Origin of the sequence: Streptomyces sp. NBC_00370, from assembly GCF_036084755.1 — a bacterium.
Taxonomy (GTDB): Bacteria; Actinomycetota; Actinomycetes; order Streptomycetales; family Streptomycetaceae; genus Streptomyces.
Genome location: NZ_CP107968.1, coordinates 2,485,722 through 2,507,482, shown reverse-complemented (window position 1 = coordinate 2,507,482; position 21,761 = coordinate 2,485,722). Strand labels below are relative to the sequence as shown.

Below are 21,761 nucleotides of genomic sequence, written 5' to 3'. Positions count from 1 at the left end.
CCGGGCCGCCTGACGGCGACCGGGCCGCCTGACGGCGATCGGCCCGGCTGACGGCGATCGGCCCGGCTGACGGCCGCCGGGTTCAGCCGCCGGTCTTCTCCCGCCACCGGTTGGTGATCGGCAGCCTGCGGTCCTTGCCGAAGCCCTTCGCCGAGATCTTTGTGCCCGGCGGGTACTGCCGCCGCTTGTACTCCGCGACATCCACCATCCGCAGTGTCTTCGTGACCATGGCCTCGTCGAAACCGGCGGCGACGATCGCGTCCTTGCCCTGGTCGCGGTCGACGTACAGCTCCAGGATCCGGTCCAGTACGTCGTAGTCCGGCAGCGAGTCCGTGTCGACCTGTCCCGGGCGCAGTTCGGCGCTCGGCGGCTTGGAGATGGAGTTCTCCGGGATCGGCGGCGTCTGGCCGCGCTCCTCGGCCGCGCGGTTACGCCACCGGGCGAGCCGGAACACCGCCGTCTTGTAGACGTCCTTGATCGGGCCGTACGCGCCGACCGCGTCCCCGTACAGCGTCGAATAGCCCACCGCCAGCTCGGACTTGTTGCCAGGGGCGAGCACGATCTGGCCCTCCTGGTTGGACAGCGCCATCAGCAGCGTGCCGCGCAGCCGCGCCTGGAGGTTCTCCTCGGCGAGCCCGGTCAGACCGAGCGAGCCCATGTACGCGTCGAACATCGGCTCGATCGGGAAGGTCCGGAAGTTGAGCCCGGTCCGGCCGGCGAGATCGGCCGCGTCGTCCTTCGAGTGCTCCGACGAGTACTTGGACGGCATCGAGATCCCGTACACGTTCGGCGCGCCGAGCGCGTCGCAGGCGATGGCCGCGACCAGCGCGGAGTCGATCCCGCCCGACAGGCCGATGAGCACGGAACTGAAGCCGTTCTTCGCCGCGTACGCGCGCAGCCCCACGACCAGGGCGGAGTAGATCTCCTCGTCGTCGTCCAGCCGGTCGGCGTAACCGCCCGCCAGCTCCGGCTCGTAGGCCGGGAGCGGCTTCTCCGACAGGACGACACGGTCGATGCGCAGCCCGTCGTCCACGACGCCGGTCGGCGGTTCGGCCGCAGCGGCCGGCAGGTCGAGATCCAGGATGACGCTGCCCTCGGCGAACTGCGGTGCGCGCGCCACGACTTCGCCGTGCTCGTCCACGACGATCGAGTCACCGTCGAAGACCAGCTCGTCCTGGCCGCCGATCATCGCGAGATACGCGGTGGTGCAGCCGGCCTCCCTGGCGCGCCTGCGCACCAGCTCCAGCCGGGTGTCGTCCTTCTCGCGCTCGTACGGTGACGCGTTGATCGACACCAGCAGCCCGGCCCCCGCCGACCTGGCGGCCGGCACCCGGCCGCCGTCCTGCCACAGGTCCTCGCAGATCGCCAGCGCGATGTCGATGCCGTGGACCCGTACGACGGGCATCGTGTCGCCGGGGACGAAGTAGCGGAACTCGTCGAACACGCCGTAGTTCGGCAGGTGGTGCTTGGCGAACGTCAGCACGACGGAACCGCCGTGCAGCACGGCCGCCGCGTTCTGCGGGGACCCCGCGGGCTGTCCGTAGCGCGCCTGGGCGTGCTCGGAGCGGTCCAGATAGCCGACGATCACCGGCAGCTCGCCGAAGCCCTCGTCGGCGAGGCGCACGGCGAGCGCGCGCAGCGCCGTACGGGACGCCTCGACGAAGGACGACCGCAGGGCCAGATCCTCGACGGGGTAGCCGGTCAGCACCATCTCGGGGAACGCGACGACATGCGCGCCCTGCTCGGCGGCGTGCCGGGTCCAGTGGACGATCGCCTCGGAGTTCGCGGCGAGGTCGCCGACGGTCGAGTCGATCTGATTCAGAGCGAGACGTAGTTGAGGCACGCGGCCCAGTGTAATCGTCTCTCTGACGCGATGCCGGGCGCGGCCGGGATAGGTACCCCTGCCGCGCCCGGCGACCGCTTGCTGTCCGCCTACGGGCGGGGCTTCGCGCCCCGCTCCTTGAGCATGTCCGCCATCAGCTTGATCTCGGACTGCTGCGACAGGGCCATCCCCTGCGCCAGTTCCCGCTCCGTGCCCGGCGCGCACAGCTTCGCGCACGCCTCGGCCATGGTGATCCCGCCCTTGTGATGGTCGGTCATCAGCTGGAGGTACAGCACCTCGGCCTGCTTGCCGCGCGCTGTGCGCAGCTGGTCCAGCTCGGTGTTGGTGGCCATGCCCGGCATCAGCGAACCGTCGTGGGCCTGGTGCATCGCGTGCCCGGGACCCATCTGCATGTCCATCGGCATCCAGGACATCGGCGCCTGGTCGGCCGCCGTCTTCGGCAGCCCCCACAGGTCGAGCCAGCCCATCAGCATCCCGCGCTGGTTGGCCTGCGTGTTGGCGATGTCGTACGCCAGCCGGCGCACGTCCTCGTCGTCCGTGTCGTCCCGCACGATGAAGGACATCTCGACGGCCTGCTGGTGGTGGACGGCCATGTCACGGGCGAAGCCGGCGTCCGCCGACTGCGTCGTCGGGGTGGCGGGGCCGCTCGGCCCGTCGTCGTTCCCCGCGGCGATCACACTCGCCGTACCGGCGAACAGCAGCGCCAGGACGACAGCGGTGATCGCCGCCCAGTTGGTGCGGGTCACTTGGGGCCGTCCAGCCCGCCCGTGCAGGCAGCGCCCGGCTCCGGCGTCTGCGCGCCCTGCACGTACTTCGTGAAGAAGGCGTTGACCCGCGGGTCGCTCGCGCTGTCCACGGTGACCTGCTTGCCCCAGGCGCTCAGCATGATCGCGCCGGCCTGGCCCTGGTACGGGCTCATCAGCGAGTACGGGGTCTTCGAGACCTTGTCGTCGAGCGCCTTCACGTCGTCGGCCGACGCCTTGTCCGTGTACGTGACCCACACGGCGCCGTGCTCCAGCGCGTGGACGGCGTTGACGTCGGGGATGGGCTTCTTGTAGACGTCGCCGTCGCAGTTGATCCACACCGGGTTGTGGTCGCCGCCCACCGGCGGCTTCATCGGGTAGCTGACGGCCTTCTCGACGTGGTTGCGGGTCAGCTTCTTGGCGTCCCAGGACTTCTCGCCCTTGATGGGGGCCTTGGCCGCCGCCTGCTGCTCGTCCTTCTCGTCGGACTTCTTGTTGAGTACGAAGGCACCGAACCCGACGAGCGCCAGCACCACCACGGCGCTGATGGAGATCGTGAGGATGCGGTTGCGCCGCTCGCGCGCGTGCTCGGCGCGGCGCATCTCCTCTATTCGGGCCTTGCGCTCGGCGGACTGGGACTTGGAAGCCATGATGTCGTGTCCTTATGGGGGTGGCTGTGGGGACGGAGGAGGAATCCCGGGCGGGACTCCGTGGCCTGGGGAAACCGGCTCCGTCAGGTGCGCAGCACTTGAAGGACATGGAGGTCGGGCGCCCGGGCCCGCGCCCCGCCGGACCGGAGCGACCGGCCGTCGGGGTGGGGCAGTTCGAGACGTACGGGCTGTACGTCGGCGCCGAGCGGCGCGGCCGGCGGCGGCACGGTGAGTACGGCCGGGCTCAGATGCGGGAACAGGCTGCAGCCTGTGGGGTCGTACGGGCAGACGAAGGCGGCCTCGGCGGGATGTTCGGCCCCGGCGCCGGTGACCAGGGTCATGCCGGACGCGCCGGTCGCGTTCGTCGCCTCTGTCGTACGGGGGTGGTCGGCGCCGGTACAGATGAGGAGTGCGGCGAACAGCGTCGCCACGGCACCCAGCAGCGCCGTGGGACGCGTGACCCGTATTCGCTGCCGGTGCCGCGGTCCCCCCATGGGCGCAGATCGTAGTGCGTACGACCCTCGGTAGGGCACAGTGCGGTACGGGAGTGGGGTCCGACGCGGTACAAAGAGCCATGACCGAGCCCGCAGAGCCGCCCTCACCGGACGAATCGGACGGTACGGGGGAGGCCGTGCCGAACGCGTCCGACGCCCCGGAAGCCGAACCGGGCGTCGACGACGTGACCGCCGCGGTCCTGGCGGCCTCCCGGCTGCTGATCGCCGTGTCCGCCCGTTCCCTCGCCGCCGTCACCGAGGGCGTCACCCTGCCGCAGTTCCGGCTGCTGATGGTGCTCGCGGCGCACGGCGACGCCAAGCTGGTGCAGCTGGCCGAGCGGCTCGGGGTGAATCCGTCCACGGCGATGCGGATGCTGGACCGGCTGATCGCCGCGGGCCTCGCCGACCGGCAGAGCAACCCCGACAACCGGCGCGAGACGATGCTGCGGCTGACCCCCGAGGGGCGCCGGCTGGTCGCCGAGGTGAAGGCCGCGCGCCACCGCGAGGTCGCGGCGATCGTCCAGCGGCTCAGCCCCGGCCAGCGGTCGGCACTGGTCACCGCGCTCGCCGCGTTCACCGAGGCGGGCGGGGAGCCGGCGATTCCCGGTGACACGGCGGAGGCCTATCCCCCCGGCTGGTCGGACACCCACCCACGACACGCCTCCTGACCCCTTTCTTTTCCTCCTCTTACCTCCCGTTTTGCTCCCCCTTGCGGCGCCGATTGCGGTCCACTGTTAGCCGCACGCCGTCTGGGCAGGCACTATGGGCAGCGGGGACGTACTTCCACCCCGTCGCGAGGCCCCGTACAGAACCTCGCAACGTGCTGGAAATCGTGCGGTGGGATGCTCGTGTGCCGATGCGTGCCCCCAGGAGCCCCCCACGTGCCCTCGGCATCGGAGCGGATGGCCTGACCAGCAAAGATGGGTAGGACAGCAAACATGGATAAGCAGCAGGAATTCGTGCTCCGGACGCTGGAGGAGCGCGACATCCGCTTCGTGCGTCTGTGGTTCACCGATGTTCTCGGTTTCCTGAAGTCGGTCGCCGTCGCGCCCGCCGAGCTGGAGCAGGCCTTCGACGAGGGCATGGGCTTCGACGGCTCGGCGATCGAGGGCTTCGCCCGCGTCTACGAGTCCGACATGATCGCCAAGCCGGACCCGGCGACCTTCCAGATCCTGCCCTGGCGCGCCGAGGCGCCCGGCACGGCCCGGATGTTCTGCGACATTCTGATGCCCGACGGCTCGCCGTCCTTCGCCGATCCGCGCTACGTGCTGAAGCGGATGCTGGCCAAGACCTCCGACCTGGGTTTCACCTTCTACACCCACCCCGAGATCGAGTTCTTCCTGCTGAAGGACAAGCCGGTCGACGGCACCCGCCCGACCCCCGCCGACAGCTCGGGCTACTTCGACCACACCCCGCAGAACGTGGGCATGGACTTCCGCCGCCAGGCGATCACGATGCTCGAATCCATGGGCATCTCCGTGGAGTTCAGCCACCACGAGGGCGCCCCGGGCCAGCAGGAGATCGACCTCCGCTACGCGGACGCGCTGTCCACCGCCGACAACGTCATGACGTTCCGGCTGGTCATGAAGCAGGTCGCGCTGGAGCAGGGCGTCCAGGCCACGTTCATGCCGAAGCCGTTCTCGGAGTACCCGGGCTCGGGCATGCACACCCACCTCTCCCTCTTCGAGGGCGACCGCAACGCGTTCTACGAGTCGGGCGCCGAGTACCAGCTGTCGAAGGTGGGCCGCTCCTTCATCGCCGGCCTGCTGAAGCACGCCGCCGAGATTTCCGCCGTCACCAACCAGTGGGTCAACTCGTACAAGCGCATCTGGGGCGGCTCCAGCCGCACGGCCGGCTCGGGCGGCGAGGCCCCCTCGTACATCTGCTGGGGCCACAACAACCGCTCGGCCCTGATCCGCGTCCCGATGTACAAGCCGGGCAAGACGGGCTCGGCGCGCGTGGAGGTCCGCTCCATCGACTCGGGCGCCAACCCCTACCTCACCTACGCGGTCCTGGTCGCCGCGGGCCTGAAGGGCATCGAGGAGGGCTACGAACTCCCGGCAGGCGCCGACGACGACGTCTGGGCCCTCTCCGACGCCGAACGCCGCGCGATGGGCATCGAACCTCTCCCGCAGAACCTCGGCGAGGCCATCGCCCTGATGGAACGCAGCGAACTGGTGGCGGAAACGCTGGGCGAGCACGTCTTCGACTTCTTTCTCCGCAACAAGAAGCAGGAGTGGGAGGAGTACCGGAGCGAGGTAACGGCCTTCGAACTCCGCAAGAGCCTCCCGGTGCTGTAGCCGCAGACCGAACGCGACGCCGGGCCGACGGGTGCGAACCGTCGGCCCGTTGTCGTGTCTGCCCTCAGGGGCGAGGGGATCAGCCCAGGACCCTGGCGGTGAAGGCTGCCAGCTGTGCGCGCATTTGGTCGCGCGGTACCCGCTCCTTCTCCGCCAGGTGTTCGACCAGGTCGGCGCGGGTCGCGGCGAGTAGGGCGTGGGCCGTGAATTCGGGGTCGGGGAGGCCCGGGATTTGCTCCAGCACGGCTCGGAGCAGGTGGTGCCAGCGCTCGTAATGCTCAGCCTGGTAAGGGCTGTTGCTCCCGCTCTCCTCCAAGGCCAGGGCCAGGCGGCGGTTGTCGAGTTTGAAGCAGAGGACGGCGTCGAGCAGGGCCGGCAGGCGGTCGCGGGGTGGGGTGGCGGGGCCCAGGGGTGGGGGGCCGGTCTCGATCGCCTCTCCGAGTGGTTCGAGTCGCGTCTCGTACAGCGCGCGGAGCAGGCCCGGGCGGTCGCCGAACGCGCGGAAGAGCGTGCCCTTGCCGACGCCGGCCGCCGCCGCGATGTCGGCCATGGTGATCTCTTCGGGGCTCTCGCCGCGGGCGAAGAGCGCGTCGGCTGCCGCCAGGACGGCCTCCCGGTTACGGGCGGCGTCCTTGCGGGGCTTGCGCTCGGTCATGGTGCTCCTTCGTTTGCGAAACGGACCCAGGGTCCGTATCTTTGAATCAATCCGGACCCGAGGTCCGGATTGTATGAGACGGAGGATACTCATGTCCGCACCGACTTCCCCGGCGGATCTCTACCGCCACAGTCTGCGACTGCTGCTGGACAAGGACATGTCCGGCTGGGTCGGCCTCTGGGCCGAGGACGGCGTCATGGAATTCCCCTTCGCCCCCGAAGGCTGGCCCGCGCGTCTGGACGGCAAGGAAGCCGTCGCCGACTACATGCGGCACTACCCGGACCACATCGATCTGCACGACTTCCCCGCCCTGCGGATCCACGAGACCGCAGAGCCGGAGGTCATCGTGGTCGAGATGCGCGGCGTCGGGCGCCGGGTGGAGACCGACAGCGCCTTCGACATGACGTACATCGCCGTCGTGACCGTCCGGGACGGCCGCTTCACCTCGTACCGCGACTACTGGAACCCCCTCGCCGTCCTCGAACCCGGGACCGACTTCACGAGGAGCGGTCGATGACCGGCGCCGCCACTCTGGTCATCGGCGCGACCGGCACCACAGGGAGCCGTACCGCGGCGCAGCTCGCAGCCGCGGGTCACCGGGTCAAAGCCGCCAGCCGTCGGGCCGCCCCCGTCGCCGGCGCGGAGCCGGTGGCCTTCGACTGGTACGAGCCCGGCACGCATGCCGCCGCCCTCGAAGGGGTCGACCGCGTCTACCTCATTCCGCCGCTGGGCGACTCCGACCCCGCGACCGTCATGCTGCCGTTCCTCCGCCAGGCCCGTACCGCCGGCGTGCGCCGCGCCGTGCTTCTCAGTTCCTCGGCCATCCCCGAGGGCGGACCGGCGGTGGGCGCGGTGCACCAGGCGCTGCCCGGTCTGTTCGACGAGTGGGCGGTGCTGCGGCCCTCCTGGTTCATGCAGAACTTCACCGGCGCGCACGCACACGCCGAGAGCATCCGCGAGGAGGGCGTCATCCGGTCCGCGACCGGGAGCGGCCGCGTCGGCTTCGTCGATGCCGAGGACATCGCGGCCGTCGCCGTCAGCGCCCTGACCGGCGAACAGGCCCCCAACACCGATCTCGTCCTCACCGGGCCCGAGGTGCTGAGCTACGACGAGATCGCCGCCATCACCACCGAGGTCACCGGACGGCCGGTGATCCACCGCCAGTTGTCGTACGAGCAACTGCGCGACCGCCTCGCGGCGCAGATTCCGGCGGAGTTCGCCGCGCTGCTCGCCGGCATGGACCGGGCCATCGCCGAGGGGTCCGAGGACCGCGTCACCGACAACGTCCAGCGCCTCACCGGCCGCCCCGCAGGCACCTTCCGCGCTCTCGCTGAAAGGGAGCTGCGGTCGAGTAGTTGACGGTCCGCGACTTCGTCAGGCGATCAGGGTCGTCTTGGCGCGGATCACGCAGAACTCGTTGCCTTCCGGGTCCGCCAGGACCGTCCAGGACTCCGTCCCCGACTGGCCCACGTCCACCCGGGTCGCGCCCAGGGCGAGGACGCGGGCGATTTCTGCCTCCCGGTCCTCGGCGGACGGGGTCAGGTCCAGGTGGAGGCGGTTCTTGGTGGTCTTCCGGTCGGGGACCGGCATGAAGCAGATGCCGACCGGGGCCGTTTCGGACGGGCCGATCACCACCTCGCGGGGGCGTTCGGAGAGGATCCGCCAGTCCAGCACCTGGGACCAGAAGCGGGCCAGGGCAGGCAGGTCGTGGGCGTCGATGACGATGTGGTGGAGCGATAGCGGCATGCGCCGTCCCTACGTGATCGGTTCATGGTGCGGTCGGGTCGAGTTTGCACGGGGGAGTGGACGGGGCGGGAGTGTTCTCGGCGGCGGGCCGGGGCAGTTCGCGTCATTCGCGTAAGGAACTGGTCCGGTCACCGCCGCCGGGCCCACACCCTTCGTGGAGGACAACATGCTCGTCAGAACGAAAATCGTCACCGGAGCCGTCGTCTCGATCACCGCCGGCGCGCTGCTGGGGTTCGGGCTGCCCGCGCAGGCCGCCGGTCCTGCGCAGGCCGCGGACAGGGCGCAGGCCACGGACAGCGTGCAGGCGCCCGTCAAGGCACCCGCCGCCGTACCCGCGCCGCCCACCCTCACCGCGACGCTCGCCAGGTCGTACGACACCTTCGACGCCAACCAGGGCGTCGCCGTCGACAAGAAGTACTTCTACGCGGTCAACAACAGCACCATCACCAAGCACGACAGGGCCACCGGCAAGCCGCTGCTCCAGTTCGTCGGCGACGCGGGCGGCCCGATCACGCACATGGACAGCGCCGCCGTGGTCGGGGACAAGCTCTACGCCGCGACGTCCAACTACAGCACGTACCCGGAGAAAAGCTCGGTCGAGGTCTTCGACACCCGCACCATGCGGCACCTCGACACCTTCAGCTTCGGCATCTACCGCGGCTCGCTGACCTGGCTCGACCGCCACGACGGCGCCTGGTGGGCCGGGTTCGCCAACTACGACATCGTCGGGTCCGGGCAGACCGAGCCGTACGGGAAGACGGACAACACCCAGATCGTGAAGATGAACGACAAGTTCGCCGTCGAGCAGTCCTGGACGCTCCCGCAGGCGATCCTCGACCGGGTGCGGCCCATGAGCAACTCCGGCGGCTCCTGGGGTCCTGACGGCCGGCTCTGGCTCACCGGGCACGACCTCGGCGAGGCGTACGTGATGAGCATCCCGGCCGAGAGTTCGGACCTGACCTGGGACGCGACCGTCACCCTGCCGGACGTCGAGGGCCAGGCCATCGCCTGGGACCGGTCCGCCAAGAAGCCCACACTGTGGGCGATCAAGCGCACCACCAAGCAGGTACTGGACTTCAACGTTCCGTACTCCGCCGTCAAGACCCCGGACACCAAGCAGTGGAAAGTCGTGGGACCCGGCCACTTCCAGCAGTGATACTGGGGAGCGCCGCCGCGGCCCGCGCCGCGATCCCCCGTTCCTGACGGAGACGCCTTGCCGATACGTGTCGTCCCGCTGGTCGATCCCGACCGCAGTGCCACGAGTCACCGGCTCGTATGGCTCGGCGTCGGTGTGGACGGGAGTCCGGTCGGTACGGCGTTCCTGCGGGTATTCACCCGGGCCGGTCAGGAACATCTCGCCGAACTCGATCTGCGGGTGCACCCGGCCGAGCGCCGGGCCGGCGTCGGGTCCGCGCTGCTGGACGCCGCCGTCGCCGCCGCCCGTGCGGACGGGCGGCGTACCGTCATCGCGCAGCCGGACCCGGGCTCGGCGGGGGAGGAGTTCCTGCCGGCCCGTGGCTTCCGCAAGGTGCTGGCGCTGACGCACACCCGGCTGCCGCTCGCCGCCGCCGACACCGCCGCGCTCACCGCCCTCGTCGAGCGCCCGCACCCTGGGTACCGGCTGACGTCGTGGTCCGGCACGGTGCCCGACGAACTGCTCGACACGTTCACCGCGTCCCGCCGGGCCATGGACGACATGCCGCTGGAGGACGCCGACTACGGGCGCCAGGTCTGGGACGCCGCGCGGGTCAAGGCCGCGGCGCGCGCCGTCGAGGACCGGGGCGACGTGCTGCACACCGTCGCCGCCGTGGCCGAGTCGGACGGCTCGATCGCCGGGTTCACCGAACTCGTCGTCCCCGGTGCCGGTACGGGCGACGGTCAGCACTACGGCACGGCGGTGCTGCCGCTCCACCGCGGGCACGGCCTCGGCCGCTGGATGAAGGCCGAGTCGATCCGCCAGGCGCGCGAACAACACCCGGAACTCGACGGTCTGTTGACCGACACCGCCGACAGCAACCGGCCCATGCGGAGCATCAACGACGCGCTCGGGTACGTCCCCACGCACACCTCGCTGGAGTTCCAGCTCGACCTCTGAACGGTCAGCTGAAACGCTCAACGCGCCGGTTCCGCCTCCAGGAACGTACCCACCCGGCGGAAGCCGAGCCTGCCGTAGACGCGGGCCACCGTCTCGTCCGTCGCGCCCAAGAACACCGTCCGCGCGCCGAGTTCACGTGCCTCGGCCACCAGCCGCGCCGTGACCGCCCCGGCAAGGCCGCGCCGCCGCGCGGCAGGCAGGGTGCCGACCGCGCTGATCTCGGTGCAGCCGTCGATCACGCCGGGCAGCACTCCGGAGCTGAGCGCGCCCCCGGCCCTGCCGCCCGCCGTCACCTCCACCGCCGCGACGACGGTCTTCGTACCCGCGCGGATCTGCCCGGCCGTCCGCGCGGTCTCCGGCGCGTACACCCGTACGGCGACAGCCAGTTCGGCCGCGCCCGCCGTACCGACATGCGTGCCCAGCTCGGCGAAGGCGAGATGCGCGACGGCGACCGCGCTCGCCAGCCTCGGGTCGTCGGCCGCGACCGTACGTACGGAGATCCCGGCCGGTACGGCCCTCGCCGCCGCGACAGGTGTTGGTACGTCGGCGGGAAAGACCAGCAACGGCCTCTCCTGGACGGTCAGTCCGGCCTCCTCCGCCGCCTCGCGCAGCTCGGGCGCCGACTCGGCGACCCATTCGAAGACCTCGGGAACACCGAGCGCCCGCTGCCGGTCGCGTACCCGCTCGACATCAGCCGCGCGCACCGCCCGCCGTGCGGCAGCGCCGCCCGGGGACGGGCGGGCGTGCAGCGGTCCTCCGCCGTCGCGCCGCACGAACAGGGTCAACGGCCCGAAGTCCTCCGCCCGCCCGGCCCTGCGGGGGAGCGCGTCCTGATAGCGGTCGATCCGGGCCAGCGCTTCCCGGGCCCAGGTCGGCTGTTCCTTGTCCGAAGTCACACAGCAAGCCAACCACCGGTGACAGACTGCGAACGTCGTGGAAGAGGGGGAGATGCCACGTGGAAGGCACACTGCTGGCCGGTCGCTACCGGATCGGCGCGCGCATCGGCTCGGGCGGTATGGGCACGGTGTGGCACGCCACGGACGAGCGGCTGCGCCGCCCGGTCGCGGTGAAGACGCTCAACGCGCAGACCGGGCTGGGTGATGAGGCCGAGCGGGTGTCGGCCGAGCGGTTCGAACGCGAGGCGATGGCCGCGGCCCGGCTCAACAGCCCGCACATCGTCACGGTCCATGACTCCGGCACGGAGGAACTGCCCACCGGCACGGTGCTGTTCCTGGTGATGGAGGAGCTGCCCGGCCGCTCGCTCGACCGCCTGCTGAACGGTACGACGACGGACCTCGCCCAGGTCAAGGCATGGGTGCGGGACATCTGCCGCGCCCTGCAGGTCGCCCACAAGGCGGGCATCGTGCACCGCGACCTCAAACCGGCGAACGTCATGTTCAACGAGGACGGACGCGCCGTCGTCCTCGACTTCGGCCTCGCCCGCTTCACCGGCACCACCGACCTCACCACGCTCACCGCGTCGGGCGGCATGATGGGCACGCCCGCCTACATGTCACCGGAACAGGCACGCGGGGACCGCACGCTCGACGCGCGCAGCGACCTCTACTCCCTGGGCTGTGTGCTCTACGTGCTGCTGACCGGCAGTACGCCGTTCCCCGCGAGCGCCTGGCACGTCGTGCTGCGCAAACACCTCGACGAGCCGCCGACCCCACCCAGCGCCCACCGGCCGGGCCTTGGGCCCGAGTGGGACGCGCTGGTCCTCGACCTGCTCGCCAAGGACCCGGACCTGCGCCCGGCCGACGCCCGTACGGTGGCGGACCGGATCGGCGCACTCCCGGACGGAGCACGGGCGCAGCCGGCGCCACCCCCCAGGGACGCGCCGCCGGTACGCCCACCGGTGCGCGTGGCTGATGCCTTCGCGCCGACGGCTACGGCCCCGGCGAAGCAGGCTGTGCCGAAGCCGACTGCGGTCAGCCCGGCGACGCCTGCGACGGCCAAACCCGCCGTACCCGAGCGGCTGTCGCCCCGGGCGACCCGACGGGTCGCCGTGCTGGGCGGCGCCGCCGTCAACACGGCATTGATCGCGACCACTTCGGCGGCGGAGCTGTGGTGGGCACCGACGATCGCACTGGCCGTCGGTGTGTTGCTGCTCGTGGTGTGGAGCAGGACCCGGCAGACTGCGGCCACGCCGGGCGACGGCGCTCTCGGCTGCGTAGCCGCATGTATTCCGCCGGCCTGCGCCGTGCCCCTGCTCCTGGCGGACTTCTCCTGGGTGACGTTGGGGTTCGGACTCCTGGGAATCCCGTTCTTCCTGTTTGTCGGCTTCGCCATCTCGGGAATGGCGGGGGAGATTGACGGGCTGCCGTCCGGTTCAGGGAACCTGATCTCGCTCGTCGCGATGGGGTCGGCGTCGTGCTTTCTCGTCATCCAGGGCTTGGACGGGGGCAATTGGATCATTCAGGCCCTCTGGGCGGCGCTGGTGTGGCTGGGCGTCGCCCTCGGGCTGATGATGCTGCTCGCCCTCTCGCGCCGCTCGCCCACAGCGGCCCCGGTCGACCAGGCCCCCTGACCCCTCACCCGAACTCCCACCGCGTCTGGCTGTACGGCGCCTTACCGAAGCCGAACGCCGTGCGCGGCGCCACCTCGAAGACATACGCCACGTTGCCCCGCTCACCGGCGAACGCGCCGTCCCGTACGTCGAAGTGCCAGTCCGCGCCGTACTTCTCCTCCCACGCCGTGGCGAGCGCGGTCAGCCGGGCGTCGTCCGTCACCCGCACCGCCCGGCCCTCGACCACCAGATCGCAGCCGCCGTGCAGGGCGTTCGTGCCGGTGGTCAGCACCACCTCCGGGTTCTGGGCGAGATTGCGCGCCTTGCGCTCCCGCGCCCCCGTGGAGAAGTACAGCGCGCCGTCCGACCACACCGCCAGCAGCGGTGTGACGTGCGGGCGGCCCTCCGGACGTACCGTCGTCAGCCAGAACAGCTCCGCCTCCGTCAGCAGCGCCACCGCCCGCCCCCACTCCGTCGCGGTGGCCCGCGGTTCGCCGTAGCGGGCGTCCAGCTCGGTACGCGGGGTCTGCTGCGCCATGACGCTGTCCTCTCGGTCGTCCACTCGTTCACGCCGTACGTTCGCTCCTGCCATGTGTAGACCGTGCGCGCGCCCGAGACTCATCGCTGGGCTGCGACTACTCTCGGATCCGGACCTTGATCCGAGAGGTCCGGGACCCTCGTGGTCCGGGGCCGGTGCGACAGGAGAGAGAGACCCAGATGACGGTGCCGGGGCGCAGGAGCAGTACGTTCACCCGTCTGCTGCGGCACGGCTTCACCGATCCCTCCACCGCCGAGCGGTTCCTCGACACCCCCGAGATGTCCGCCATACGGTCCGATCCGCTGCTCCTCGACGCACTCGGCGCCACCGCCGACCCCGATCTGGCGCTGCGCGGTCTCGTCCGGCTGGCCGAGGCGCAGGAGCCGAAGGAGCGCAACGTCCTGCTGGACACGCTGGTCACGGCCAAGCCGCTGCGGGACCGGCTGCTCGGCGTGCTCGGGGCGTCCGAGGCGCTCGGCGACCATCTGGCCAGGCACCCGGCGGACTGGCGCGTCCTGGTCACCTACGAGTCGGCCGACCTGCACCCCGGTGTCGCCGAGTTCGAGCGCGGCCTGGCCGACGCCACCGACCCCGTGTCGCTGCGGGTCGCCTACCGCCGCTGCCTGCTCGCCATCGCCGCCAGGGACGTCTGCGGTACGACGGACGTGGCCCAGGCGGCGGCCGAGCTGGCCGACCTCGCCACCGCCACCCTGCGCGCCGCGCTCACGATGGCCTGCGCCGCCGCACCGGAGGACGCGGCGGCCTGCCGGCTGGCCGTCGTCGCGATGGGCAAGTGCGGTGGCCACGAGCTGAACTACGTCTCCGACGTGGACGTGATCTTCGTCGGCGACCTCCCCGAGGGCGCTCCCGAGGACGCCGACGAGGGCAAGGCCGTCCAGGCGGCCACCCGGCTCGCGTCGCACCTCATGCGGATCTGCTCCGAGACGAACGCCGAGGGGACCATCTGGCCCGTCGACGCGAATCTGCGGCCCGAGGGCCGCAACGGGCCGCTCGTCCGCACGCTCAGCAGCCATCTCGCCTACTACCAGCGCTGGGCCAAGACCTGGGAGTTCCAGGCGCTGCTCAAGGCACGTCCGGTGGCCGGGGACGCGGCGCTCGGCGCCGCGTACATCGACGCGCTCGCCCCGCTCGTGTGGCAGGCGGCCGAGCGCGACCACTTCGTGCCCGACGTGCAGCAGATGCGCCGCAGGGTCGTCGACAACATCCCGGCCGGGCAGGTCGAGCGTGAGCTGAAGCTCGGGCCCGGCGGCCTGCGGGACGTCGAATTCGCCGTACAGCTCCTGCAGTTGGTGCACGGCCGCAACGACTCCTCGCTGCGCCGCAGTTCGACGCTCGAAGCGCTGGCGGCGCTCGCCGCGGGCGGATACGTCGGCAGGGCCGACGCCGCCCAACTCGACGAGGCGTACCGCTTCCTGCGCACCATGGAGCACCGCATCCAGCTGTTCCGGCTGCGCCGCACCCATCTGGTGCCCGAGGGCGAGGCCGATCTGCGCAGGCTCGGCCGCTCCCTCGGCCTGCGCGGCGATCCCGTCGCCGAGCTGAACAAGGCGTGGAAGCGGCACGCCTCGGTGGTGCGCCGACTGCACGAGAAGCTGTTCTACCGGCCGCTGCTCGACGCGGTCGCCCAGCTCGCCCCCGGTGAGATCCGGCTCAGCGCGAAGGCGGCGGGGCAGCGGCTCGAAGCGCTCGGCTACGCCGACCCGGTGGCCGCGCTGCGGCATCTGGAGGCGCTGTCGTCGGGCGTGAGCCGCAAGGCGGCCATCCAGCGGACGCTGCTGCCGGTGCTGCTCGGCTGGTTCGCCGACTCCGCCGACCCGGACGCCGGGCTGCTGGGCTTCCGCAAGGTCTCCGACGCCCTGGGCAAGACGCCCTGGTACCTGCGGCTGCTGCGGGACGAGGGCGCGGCGGCGGAGAATCTGGCGCGTGTCCTGTCGGCCGGGCGGCTCGCCCCCGACCTGCTGCTGCGGGCCCCCGAGGCGGTCGCGATCCTCGGCGACCCGCACGGTCTTGAGCCGCGCGCCCGCGCGGGCCTTGAGCAGGAGATCGTCGCGGCGGTCGGCCGGGCGGACACCGCCGAAGGCGCTGTCGCGTCGGCGCGCGGCGTACGCAGGCGGGAGCTGTTCCGTACGGCCGCCGCCGACCTCATCGGCTCGTACGGTACGGAGGACAGCCCGGCGGAGGAGGACCCCGGCGCCCTGGTCGACCGCGTCGGCAACGCCCTCACCGATCTGAACGCGGCCACCCTCGCCGGCGCCCTGCGCGCCGCCGTACGGGCCGAGTGGGGCGACACCCTGCCCACCCGCTTCAGCGTCATCGGCATGGGCCGCTTCGGCGGCCACGAGCTGGCGTACGGCTCCGACGCGGACGTGCTCTTCGTGCATGAGCCACGGGAAGGCGTGGACGAGCCGGAGGCGGCCCGCGCCGCCAACACCGTCGTCGCCGAGATGCGCAGGCTGCTGCAGATCCCCACGGCCGACCCGCCGCTGATGATCGACGCCGATCTGCGCCCCGAGGGCAAGAGCGGCCCGCTGGTCCGTACGCTCGCCTCCTACGCCGCGTACTACCGCCGCTGGTCGCTCGGCTGGGAGAGCCAGGCCCTGCTGCGCGCCGAGCCGATGGCGGGCGACCCGGACCTGGGACGGCGGTTCATCGAGCTGGTCGACCCGCTGCGCTACCCCGTCGAAGGCCTCGGCGAGGACGCGGTACGGGAGATCCGCCGGCTCAAGGCGCGGATGGAGACGGAACGGATGCCGCGCGGCGCCGACCCGACCCTGCACACCAAGCTCGGCCGGGGCGGACTCTCCGACGTCGAGTGGACGGTCCAGCTGATCCAGATGCGGCACGCCTGGGCGGTGCCGGGGCTGCGGACCACCCGCACCCGCGCCGCGCTCGCCGCCGCGCGCGAGGCGGGGCTGCTCGGCGAGGAGGAGGCACGGACGCTGGACGAGGCGTGGGTGCTGGCGACGCGGGTGCGCAACGGCGTGATGCTGGTACGGGGCAGGCCGGGCGACACGTTTCCCTCGGACGGCCGTGAACTGGGCGCGATGGGCCGCTACCTGGGCTACGGGCCCGGCCACATCGGCGACATGCTGGAGGACTACCGCCGTACGACGCGCAGGGCGCGCGCCGTGATGGAGGAGCTGTTCTACGACGCGACGTAGCGGGCGCCGCGCGACAGGGCCGGGCCGCCGCGGCCTTCAGGACCGCCCCGCCCCTCAGGAGCCGACGGACGCCCGCTGCTTCTCGTCTGCCGCCGGGAGCCTGGGCAGTTGGTACGGCAGCCGCCGGTACCAGGCGTACGACACGGCGTACCCGAAGGCCAGGCACAGCGCCCCGCCGACCGCGTCCAGCACGAAGTGGTTCGCGGTGGAGACGATGACCAGCAGCGTGACACACGGGTAGAGCAGGCCCAGGATCCGCGCCCACGGCGTCTTGGCCAGCGCGAAGATGGTGATCCCGCACCACAGCGACCAGCCGATGTGCATCGACGGCATGGCCGCGTACTGGTTCGACACCTGCTTGAGGCTGCCGGCGGACATCGAGCCCCAGGTCTGGTGCACGGCGACCGTGTCGATGAAGTGGGTGTGCGTCATCAGCCGGGGCGGCGCCAGTGGATACAGGTAGTAACCGAGCAGGGCCACCACGGTGGTCGCGAAGAGGGCGAGCCGGGCGGCGGCATAACGGCCCGGATGACGGCGGTACAACCAGATGAGCACACCGATGGTGACAATGAAGTGGAGAGTTGCGTAGTAGTAGTTCATGCCTACAATAAGCCAGGTCACAGAATTCAAGGCGTGATTGACCGACTGTTCGAACGCAATTCCCAAAGTATGTTCGGTATGCCAAATCCAGTTCGCGTTGTGCAACGCTTTGACGCGCTGTTCGGGGACCGCGTTCCGGATCAGTGAATACACCCAGTAACTGACGCCGATCAGCAGGATCTCGAACCAGATCCGTGGGTGGCGGGGCGTTCTCGCCCGCTGGATCCAGCTCCGGCGAGCCGCCGTGGCCTGCGGTTCTGTCACTTCTGACGCCTCGGCTTCCTCGTCCTTCGTGGGTGACGTGGCAGCCGTTCGGCCTTCCTGCGATTGCATGGTCGTTTCACCCATAGTGAGAGAGTTTGCCAGATACCCACCATCCGACCGATCATCCCCCGACGGCGGGGGTCCCGCATTCGCGGCCGGTCGCGAACAGGGTCTCGAATTCCGGCATCAAGCCACATCAAGACACGTCAGGGACATCATGACCCAGCACATCGCCGCAACCGCCGGCGGTGCCTCCGGGCGCCGCGCACCGGACCCCAGCTCCGGCTGGTGGCGGGACGCGGTGATCTACCAGGTCTATCCGCGCAGCTTCGCCGACGCGAACGGCGACGGCATGGGCGATCTCGCCGGGGTACGCGGCCGGCTGCCGCATCTCAGGGACCTCGGCGTGGACGCCGTGTGGCTGAGCCCGTTCTACGCGTCGCCGCAGGCCGACGCCGGGTACGACGTCGCCGACTACCGCGCTGTCGACCCGATGTTCGGCACGCTCGACGACGCGCGGGTGCTCATCGGCGACGCCCACGCGCTCGGGCTGCGCGTCATCGTCGATCTCGTGCCCAACCACTCGTCCAGCGACCATCCGTGGTTCCAGCAGGCCCTGCGGGACGGCCCCGGATCCGCGGCGCGCACGCGCTACCACTTCCGTCCCGGCAAGGGCCCGGGCGGCGAACTGCCGCCCAACGACTGGCCCTCGGTCTTCGGCGGCCCCGCCTGGACCCGCACCACCGACTCCGACGGCACGCCCGGCGACTGGTACCTGCATCTCTTCGCGCCCGAGCAGCCCGACTTCAACTGGGACCACCCGGAGGTCGCCGAGGAGTTCCGGTCGATCCTGCGCTTCTGGCTCGACGCGGGCGTGGACGGCTTCCGGGTCGACGTCGCCCACGGTCTCGTCAAGGCACCCGGCATGCCCGACATCGGCGAGGGCGGCACGGTCCGGCTGCTCGCCGACGACCTCCTGCCGTTCTTCGACCAGGACGGCGTGCACGAGATCTACCGCGACTGGCGGGTCCTGCTGGACAGTTACGCCGGTGAGCGGATCGCCGTCGCCGAGGCCTGGACCTCGACCGTCGCCCGTACGGCGAACTACGTCCGCCCGGACGAACTCCACCAGGCGTTCAACTTCCAGTATCTGAGCGCCCCGTGGCGGGCCGGCGAGCTGCGCGAGGTCATCGACCTCTCGCTCGCCGCGATGCGCCCCGTCGGCGCCCCCACCACCTGGGTGCTCTCCAACCACGACGTGACCCGGCACGCCACCCGCTTCGCGAACCCGCCGGGCGCCGGCATCCAGACCCGGCAGGCCGGCGACCGCGCGCTCGGCCTGCGCAGGGCCCGCGCCGCCACGCTGCTGATGCTCGCGCTGCCCGGCTCCGCCTACCTCTACCAGGGCGAGGAGTTGGGCCTGCCCGACGTCACCGACCTGCCCGACGAGGTGCGGCAGGACCCGTCGTTCTTCCGCGCGGCGGGCCAGGACGGCTTCCGTGACGGCTGCCGGGTGCCGGTCCCGTGGACCAGGGACGGCGGCTCGTACGGCTTCGGTGCGGGCGGCAGTTGGCTGCCGCAGCCCGGCTCCTGGGCCGAACTGAGCGTCGAGGCACAGACCGGCGACCCCGGATCGACCCTGGAGATGTACCGCTCGGCGCTCGCCGTACGGAAGGAACACCCCGGCCTCGGCGCGGGCGACCGGGTGGAATGGCTCGAAGCACCGGACGGCGTCCTCGTCTTCCGCCGCCCGGGTTTCGTCTGCGCCGTCAACACGACGGACAGCCCCGTACGCCTCGCCGCGTACGGCAGCGTGCTGCTCGCCAGCGGTCCTACGGCGGCCGACAGGACCGTACTTCCCGCCGACACCACGGTCTGGTGGTCCGCGCACCCGGTGGAATCCGGCCAATGACCTCAACGGGTTTGTGACAGATCCCGCCACGGGTGCCGACAGCGAGCGACAACTACGCCAAACTGTGTGCCGTGGTGGGAAACCTTCCGCATGAGACGACCAGCTTCGTGGGGCGCAGGACAGAACTGGCCGTCCTGGAAGCATCGATCGAGAAGCACCGGCTGATCACCCTGATCGGCAGCGGTGGCGTCGGCAAGAGCCGGCTCGCCCTGCGCGCTGCCCGTACGGCGGTCGAGCGGCGCCCCGACGCAGTCGCCTGGGTCGACCTCTCGCCGCTCTACGACGAGCGGCTGCTGCTCTCCACCGTCTCCGAGGCCGTCGGACTCCTCGACCACACCACGCGCAGCCCCGTCGAGGCGCTCTGCGAATGGCTCGCGAACAGAAAGCTGCTGCTCGTCCTCGACTGCTGCGAACGGCTCGTGGACGCCTGCCGCCATCTCGTCGGCGAACTGCTCACCGCGGCCCCCGGCCTCACCGTCCTCGCCACCAGCAGACATCCGCTCGGCGCCACGGACGAACACCGCATCGACGTCACGCCGCTCCCGCTGGACGGCGACGAGGACGCCCTCCAGCTCTTCCGCGACCGGGCCGGGCGTATCGCACCGCAGCTCAGCCTCGACGACCCGCGCACGGCAGGCGCCGCCGCCGAGATCTGCCGCAGACTCGAAGGCATCCCGCTCGCCGTCGAACTCGCCTGCGCCCGGCTCGGCGACAGCAGCGTCGAACAGATCGCCGCCCGGCTCACCTCCCGGTTCGACATCCTCACCGACAAGAACGTCTGGCCCCAGCGGCACCGCGCCCTGCGCACGGCCATCGGCTGGAGCCACGAACTCTGCGCGCCCCTCGAACGCCTGCTCTGGGCCAGGCTCTCCGTCTTCCGGGGCCAGATCGACCCCGAGGACGCCGTCGCCGTCTGTACGGGCGGTCCGCTCGCCGCCGCCGACATCCCGGCGGCGCTCGCCGGACTCGTCGCCCAGTCCGTGCTCCGGCAGGACGGCAGCCGCTACCGGATGCTGGACACGCTGCGCGAGTACGGCGCCATGTGGCTCGCCGAACTCGGCGAGGAACGGCTCATCGCCGACCGGCACGCGGCGCACTTCGCCGAGCTGACCCGGCAGGCGTACGCGGGCTGGCTGGGCCCGCGCCAGGTCGCCTGGTACCGCCGGGTCGCCGACACGCACGCCGACCTGTGCGCCGCGATCGAGCACCTGCTGCGCAGCGACCCGGCGACCGCCGTGGAAATGGCGGGCCGCGCCGGGCTGTTCTGGAGCTGCTGCGGCCATCTGCACGAGGCCCGCAACTTCCTGGAACGCGCCGTCGACGCCCATGACGCGCCGGGCCCCGACCACACCCGCGCCCTGTGGGCGCTCGGCATCGTCCTCGCGCTCCAGGGCGACCACGAAGCCGCGTACCGCTACGGCGAGGAGTGCGGCATCTCCGCCTGGCACGACAAGGACCCCGAGTCCCGGCTGCTCGCCGCGCACACCCTCGGCTTCACCTCGCTGCTGATGGGCAGGCCGCAGGCCGCCTACACGCTCTGCGACCGGGCCGTACGCACCCTGTCGGGCGACCCGGTGAAGACCCCGTCACAGCTGCGCTGCATGGTCATACGGGTCTTCGCCCTCTCCGCGCTCGGCCGGCTCGAAGAGGCGGGCGAGGAGGCCACCGCCGTCCAGCGGCTGAGCATGCGCTACGGCGAACGCTGGTCCAGGGCCTACGCCGACCACCAACTCGCCCTCGTCCAGCTCATGCAGGGCAAGCCACGCGAGGCGGAGGGCCACGCGCGGGCGATGCTCCTCGGCAAGTTCGAGCTGCGCGACAGCTTCGGCATCGCGCTGGGACTCGATCTGCTCGCGGGGGCGATGGCCGCCCAGGGCAACGGGGTCGGGGCGGCGCACGCGTACGGCGCGGGGCTCGCCCACTGGCACATGATCGGCCACCCCGAGGGCGGCAGCCCCGAACTCGCCGCCGTACGCGCCGAGTGGGAGCGCCAGGCCCGGGAGGCCGTCGGCGGCCCCGCGTACGACAGCGCGTTCAACGAAGGGCTCGTGGACGACCGGGAGAAGGGTCTCGTCCGGGTGCTCCAAGGCCCCGTGCCCGGCGACGAGGGCTTCTAGGGCCTGTCGTTCTGATCAGGCCCCGGCGGGCACCGAGGCCTCCAACGGATAACGAAGAACCCGGGCCCGTAACGAACGGCACCGGCCGGTAACGATGAACGCCGGTTCCGGTT

19 protein-coding genes are annotated in these 21,761 nt (G+C 71.2%); 10 read left to right on the top strand and 9 right to left on the bottom strand.

Annotation, left to right across the window (positions count from 1 at the left end; genetic code table 11):
- Window positions 1–82: 82 nt before the first annotated feature.
- From OHS57_RS10950 to OHS57_RS10935, 4 genes are all read right to left on the bottom strand, one after another.
- Complete coding sequence (locus OHS57_RS10950) at window positions 83–1,843, bottom strand: NAD+ synthase (RefSeq protein ID WP_328581783.1); 1,761 nt, start codon at window positions 1,841–1,843, stop codon at window positions 83–85.
- Between the two features lie 89 nt (window positions 1,844–1,932).
- Entirely contained in the window at window positions 1,933–2,589 is a 657-nt protein-coding gene (locus OHS57_RS10945; protein WP_063779660.1) for a DUF305 domain-containing protein, read from the bottom strand.
- On the bottom strand, window positions 2,586–3,236 hold the full coding sequence (locus OHS57_RS10940; RefSeq protein WP_041990444.1) for a DUF3105 domain-containing protein: 651 nt from the start codon (window positions 3,234–3,236) through the stop codon (window positions 2,586–2,588). Before OHS57_RS10940 ends, OHS57_RS10945 begins: the two co-directional genes overlap by 4 nt.
- A gap of 83 nt (window positions 3,237–3,319) precedes the next feature.
- A complete protein-coding gene (locus tag OHS57_RS10935) occupies window positions 3,320–3,730 on the bottom strand; it encodes a hypothetical protein (protein WP_328581782.1) in 411 nt (136 codons plus the stop codon).
- Between the two features lie 80 nt (window positions 3,731–3,810).
- On the opposite strand from OHS57_RS10935, the gene OHS57_RS10930 reads away from it, so the two are divergent.
- Both OHS57_RS10930 and OHS57_RS10925 read left to right on the top strand, forming a co-directional pair.
- On the top strand, window positions 3,811–4,398 hold the full coding sequence (locus OHS57_RS10930; RefSeq protein WP_328581781.1) for a MarR family winged helix-turn-helix transcriptional regulator: 588 nt from the start codon (window positions 3,811–3,813) through the stop codon (window positions 4,396–4,398).
- Window positions 4,399–4,668: 270 nt separating this feature from the next.
- The gene (locus OHS57_RS10925) at window positions 4,669–6,030 is read left to right on the top strand and encodes a glutamine synthetase family protein (protein ID WP_041990448.1); all 1,362 of its coding nucleotides are present in this window, start codon (window positions 4,669–4,671) and stop codon (window positions 6,028–6,030) included.
- Between the two features lie 79 nt (window positions 6,031–6,109).
- Here the strand turns inward: OHS57_RS10925 and OHS57_RS10920 are convergent, their stop codons facing one another.
- Window positions 6,110–6,685 (bottom strand): TetR/AcrR family transcriptional regulator, encoded by a 576-nt coding sequence (locus tag OHS57_RS10920; RefSeq protein WP_328581780.1) that lies wholly within the window; start codon window positions 6,683–6,685, stop codon window positions 6,110–6,112.
- A gap of 91 nt (window positions 6,686–6,776) precedes the next feature.
- On the opposite strand from OHS57_RS10920, the gene OHS57_RS10915 reads away from it, so the two are divergent.
- Together OHS57_RS10915 and OHS57_RS10910 are read left to right on the top strand one after the other, a co-directional pair.
- Window positions 6,777–7,202, top strand: a complete 426-nt coding sequence (locus OHS57_RS10915; RefSeq protein WP_041990452.1) for a nuclear transport factor 2 family protein — start codon at window positions 6,777–6,779, stop codon at window positions 7,200–7,202.
- The gene (locus OHS57_RS10910; RefSeq protein WP_328581779.1) at window positions 7,199–8,044 is read left to right on the top strand and encodes an NmrA family NAD(P)-binding protein; all 846 of its coding nucleotides are present in this window, start codon (window positions 7,199–7,201) and stop codon (window positions 8,042–8,044) included. Before OHS57_RS10915 ends, OHS57_RS10910 begins: the two co-directional genes overlap by 4 nt.
- A 15-nt stretch (window positions 8,045–8,059) precedes the next feature.
- Here the strand turns inward: OHS57_RS10910 and OHS57_RS10905 are convergent, their stop codons facing one another.
- Entirely contained in the window at window positions 8,060–8,431 is a 372-nt protein-coding gene (locus OHS57_RS10905) for a VOC family protein (protein WP_328581778.1), read from the bottom strand.
- A gap of 166 nt (window positions 8,432–8,597) precedes the next feature.
- On the opposite strand from OHS57_RS10905, the gene OHS57_RS10900 reads away from it, so the two are divergent.
- Complete coding sequence (locus OHS57_RS10900) at window positions 8,598–9,587, top strand: hypothetical protein (protein WP_328581777.1); 990 nt, start codon at window positions 8,598–8,600, stop codon at window positions 9,585–9,587.
- 57 nt (window positions 9,588–9,644) lie between these two features.
- The gene (locus OHS57_RS10895; protein WP_328581776.1) at window positions 9,645–10,526 is read left to right on the top strand and encodes a GNAT family N-acetyltransferase; all 882 of its coding nucleotides are present in this window, start codon (window positions 9,645–9,647) and stop codon (window positions 10,524–10,526) included.
- Between the two features lie 17 nt (window positions 10,527–10,543).
- On the opposite strand, the gene OHS57_RS10890 is transcribed toward OHS57_RS10895, so the two are convergent.
- Window positions 10,544–11,422: a GNAT family N-acetyltransferase gene (locus OHS57_RS10890; RefSeq protein ID WP_328581775.1), complete on the bottom strand. Its 879-nt coding sequence runs from the start codon at window positions 11,420–11,422 to the stop codon at window positions 10,544–10,546.
- A 59-nt stretch (window positions 11,423–11,481) separates the two neighbouring features.
- On the opposite strand from OHS57_RS10890, the gene OHS57_RS10885 reads away from it, so the two are divergent.
- Window positions 11,482–13,056 carry a serine/threonine-protein kinase gene (locus OHS57_RS10885; protein WP_328581774.1) on the top strand — a complete coding sequence of 525 codons (1,575 nt, stop codon included), beginning with the start codon at window positions 11,482–11,484 and terminating at the stop codon, window positions 13,054–13,056.
- Window positions 13,057–13,060: 4 nt separating this feature from the next.
- Here OHS57_RS10885 and OHS57_RS10880 read toward each other — a convergent pair whose 3' ends face one another.
- Window positions 13,061–13,573, bottom strand: a complete 513-nt coding sequence (locus OHS57_RS10880) for a pyridoxamine 5'-phosphate oxidase family protein (RefSeq protein ID WP_328585038.1) — start codon at window positions 13,571–13,573, stop codon at window positions 13,061–13,063.
- A gap of 179 nt (window positions 13,574–13,752) precedes the next feature.
- Between OHS57_RS10880 and OHS57_RS10875 the strand changes: the two genes are divergently transcribed.
- The gene (locus tag OHS57_RS10875; protein WP_328581773.1) at window positions 13,753–16,755 is read left to right on the top strand and encodes a bifunctional [glutamine synthetase] adenylyltransferase/[glutamine synthetase]-adenylyl-L-tyrosine phosphorylase; all 3,003 of its coding nucleotides are present in this window, start codon (window positions 13,753–13,755) and stop codon (window positions 16,753–16,755) included.
- Between the two features lie 54 nt (window positions 16,756–16,809).
- Here the strand turns inward: OHS57_RS10875 and OHS57_RS10870 are convergent, their stop codons facing one another.
- Complete coding sequence (locus OHS57_RS10870; RefSeq protein ID WP_328581772.1) at window positions 16,810–17,703, bottom strand: phosphatase PAP2 family protein; 894 nt, start codon at window positions 17,701–17,703, stop codon at window positions 16,810–16,812.
- Between the two features lie 133 nt (window positions 17,704–17,836).
- On the opposite strand from OHS57_RS10870, the gene OHS57_RS10865 reads away from it, so the two are divergent.
- Window positions 17,837–19,531: a glycoside hydrolase family 13 protein gene (locus OHS57_RS10865; RefSeq protein WP_328581771.1), complete on the top strand. Its 1,695-nt coding sequence runs from the start codon at window positions 17,837–17,839 to the stop codon at window positions 19,529–19,531.
- A gap of 74 nt (window positions 19,532–19,605) precedes the next feature.
- The gene (locus tag OHS57_RS10860; RefSeq protein WP_328585037.1) at window positions 19,606–21,648 is read left to right on the top strand and encodes an ATP-binding protein; all 2,043 of its coding nucleotides are present in this window, start codon (window positions 19,606–19,608) and stop codon (window positions 21,646–21,648) included.
- The last annotated feature ends 113 nt before the right edge of the window (window positions 21,649–21,761 follow it).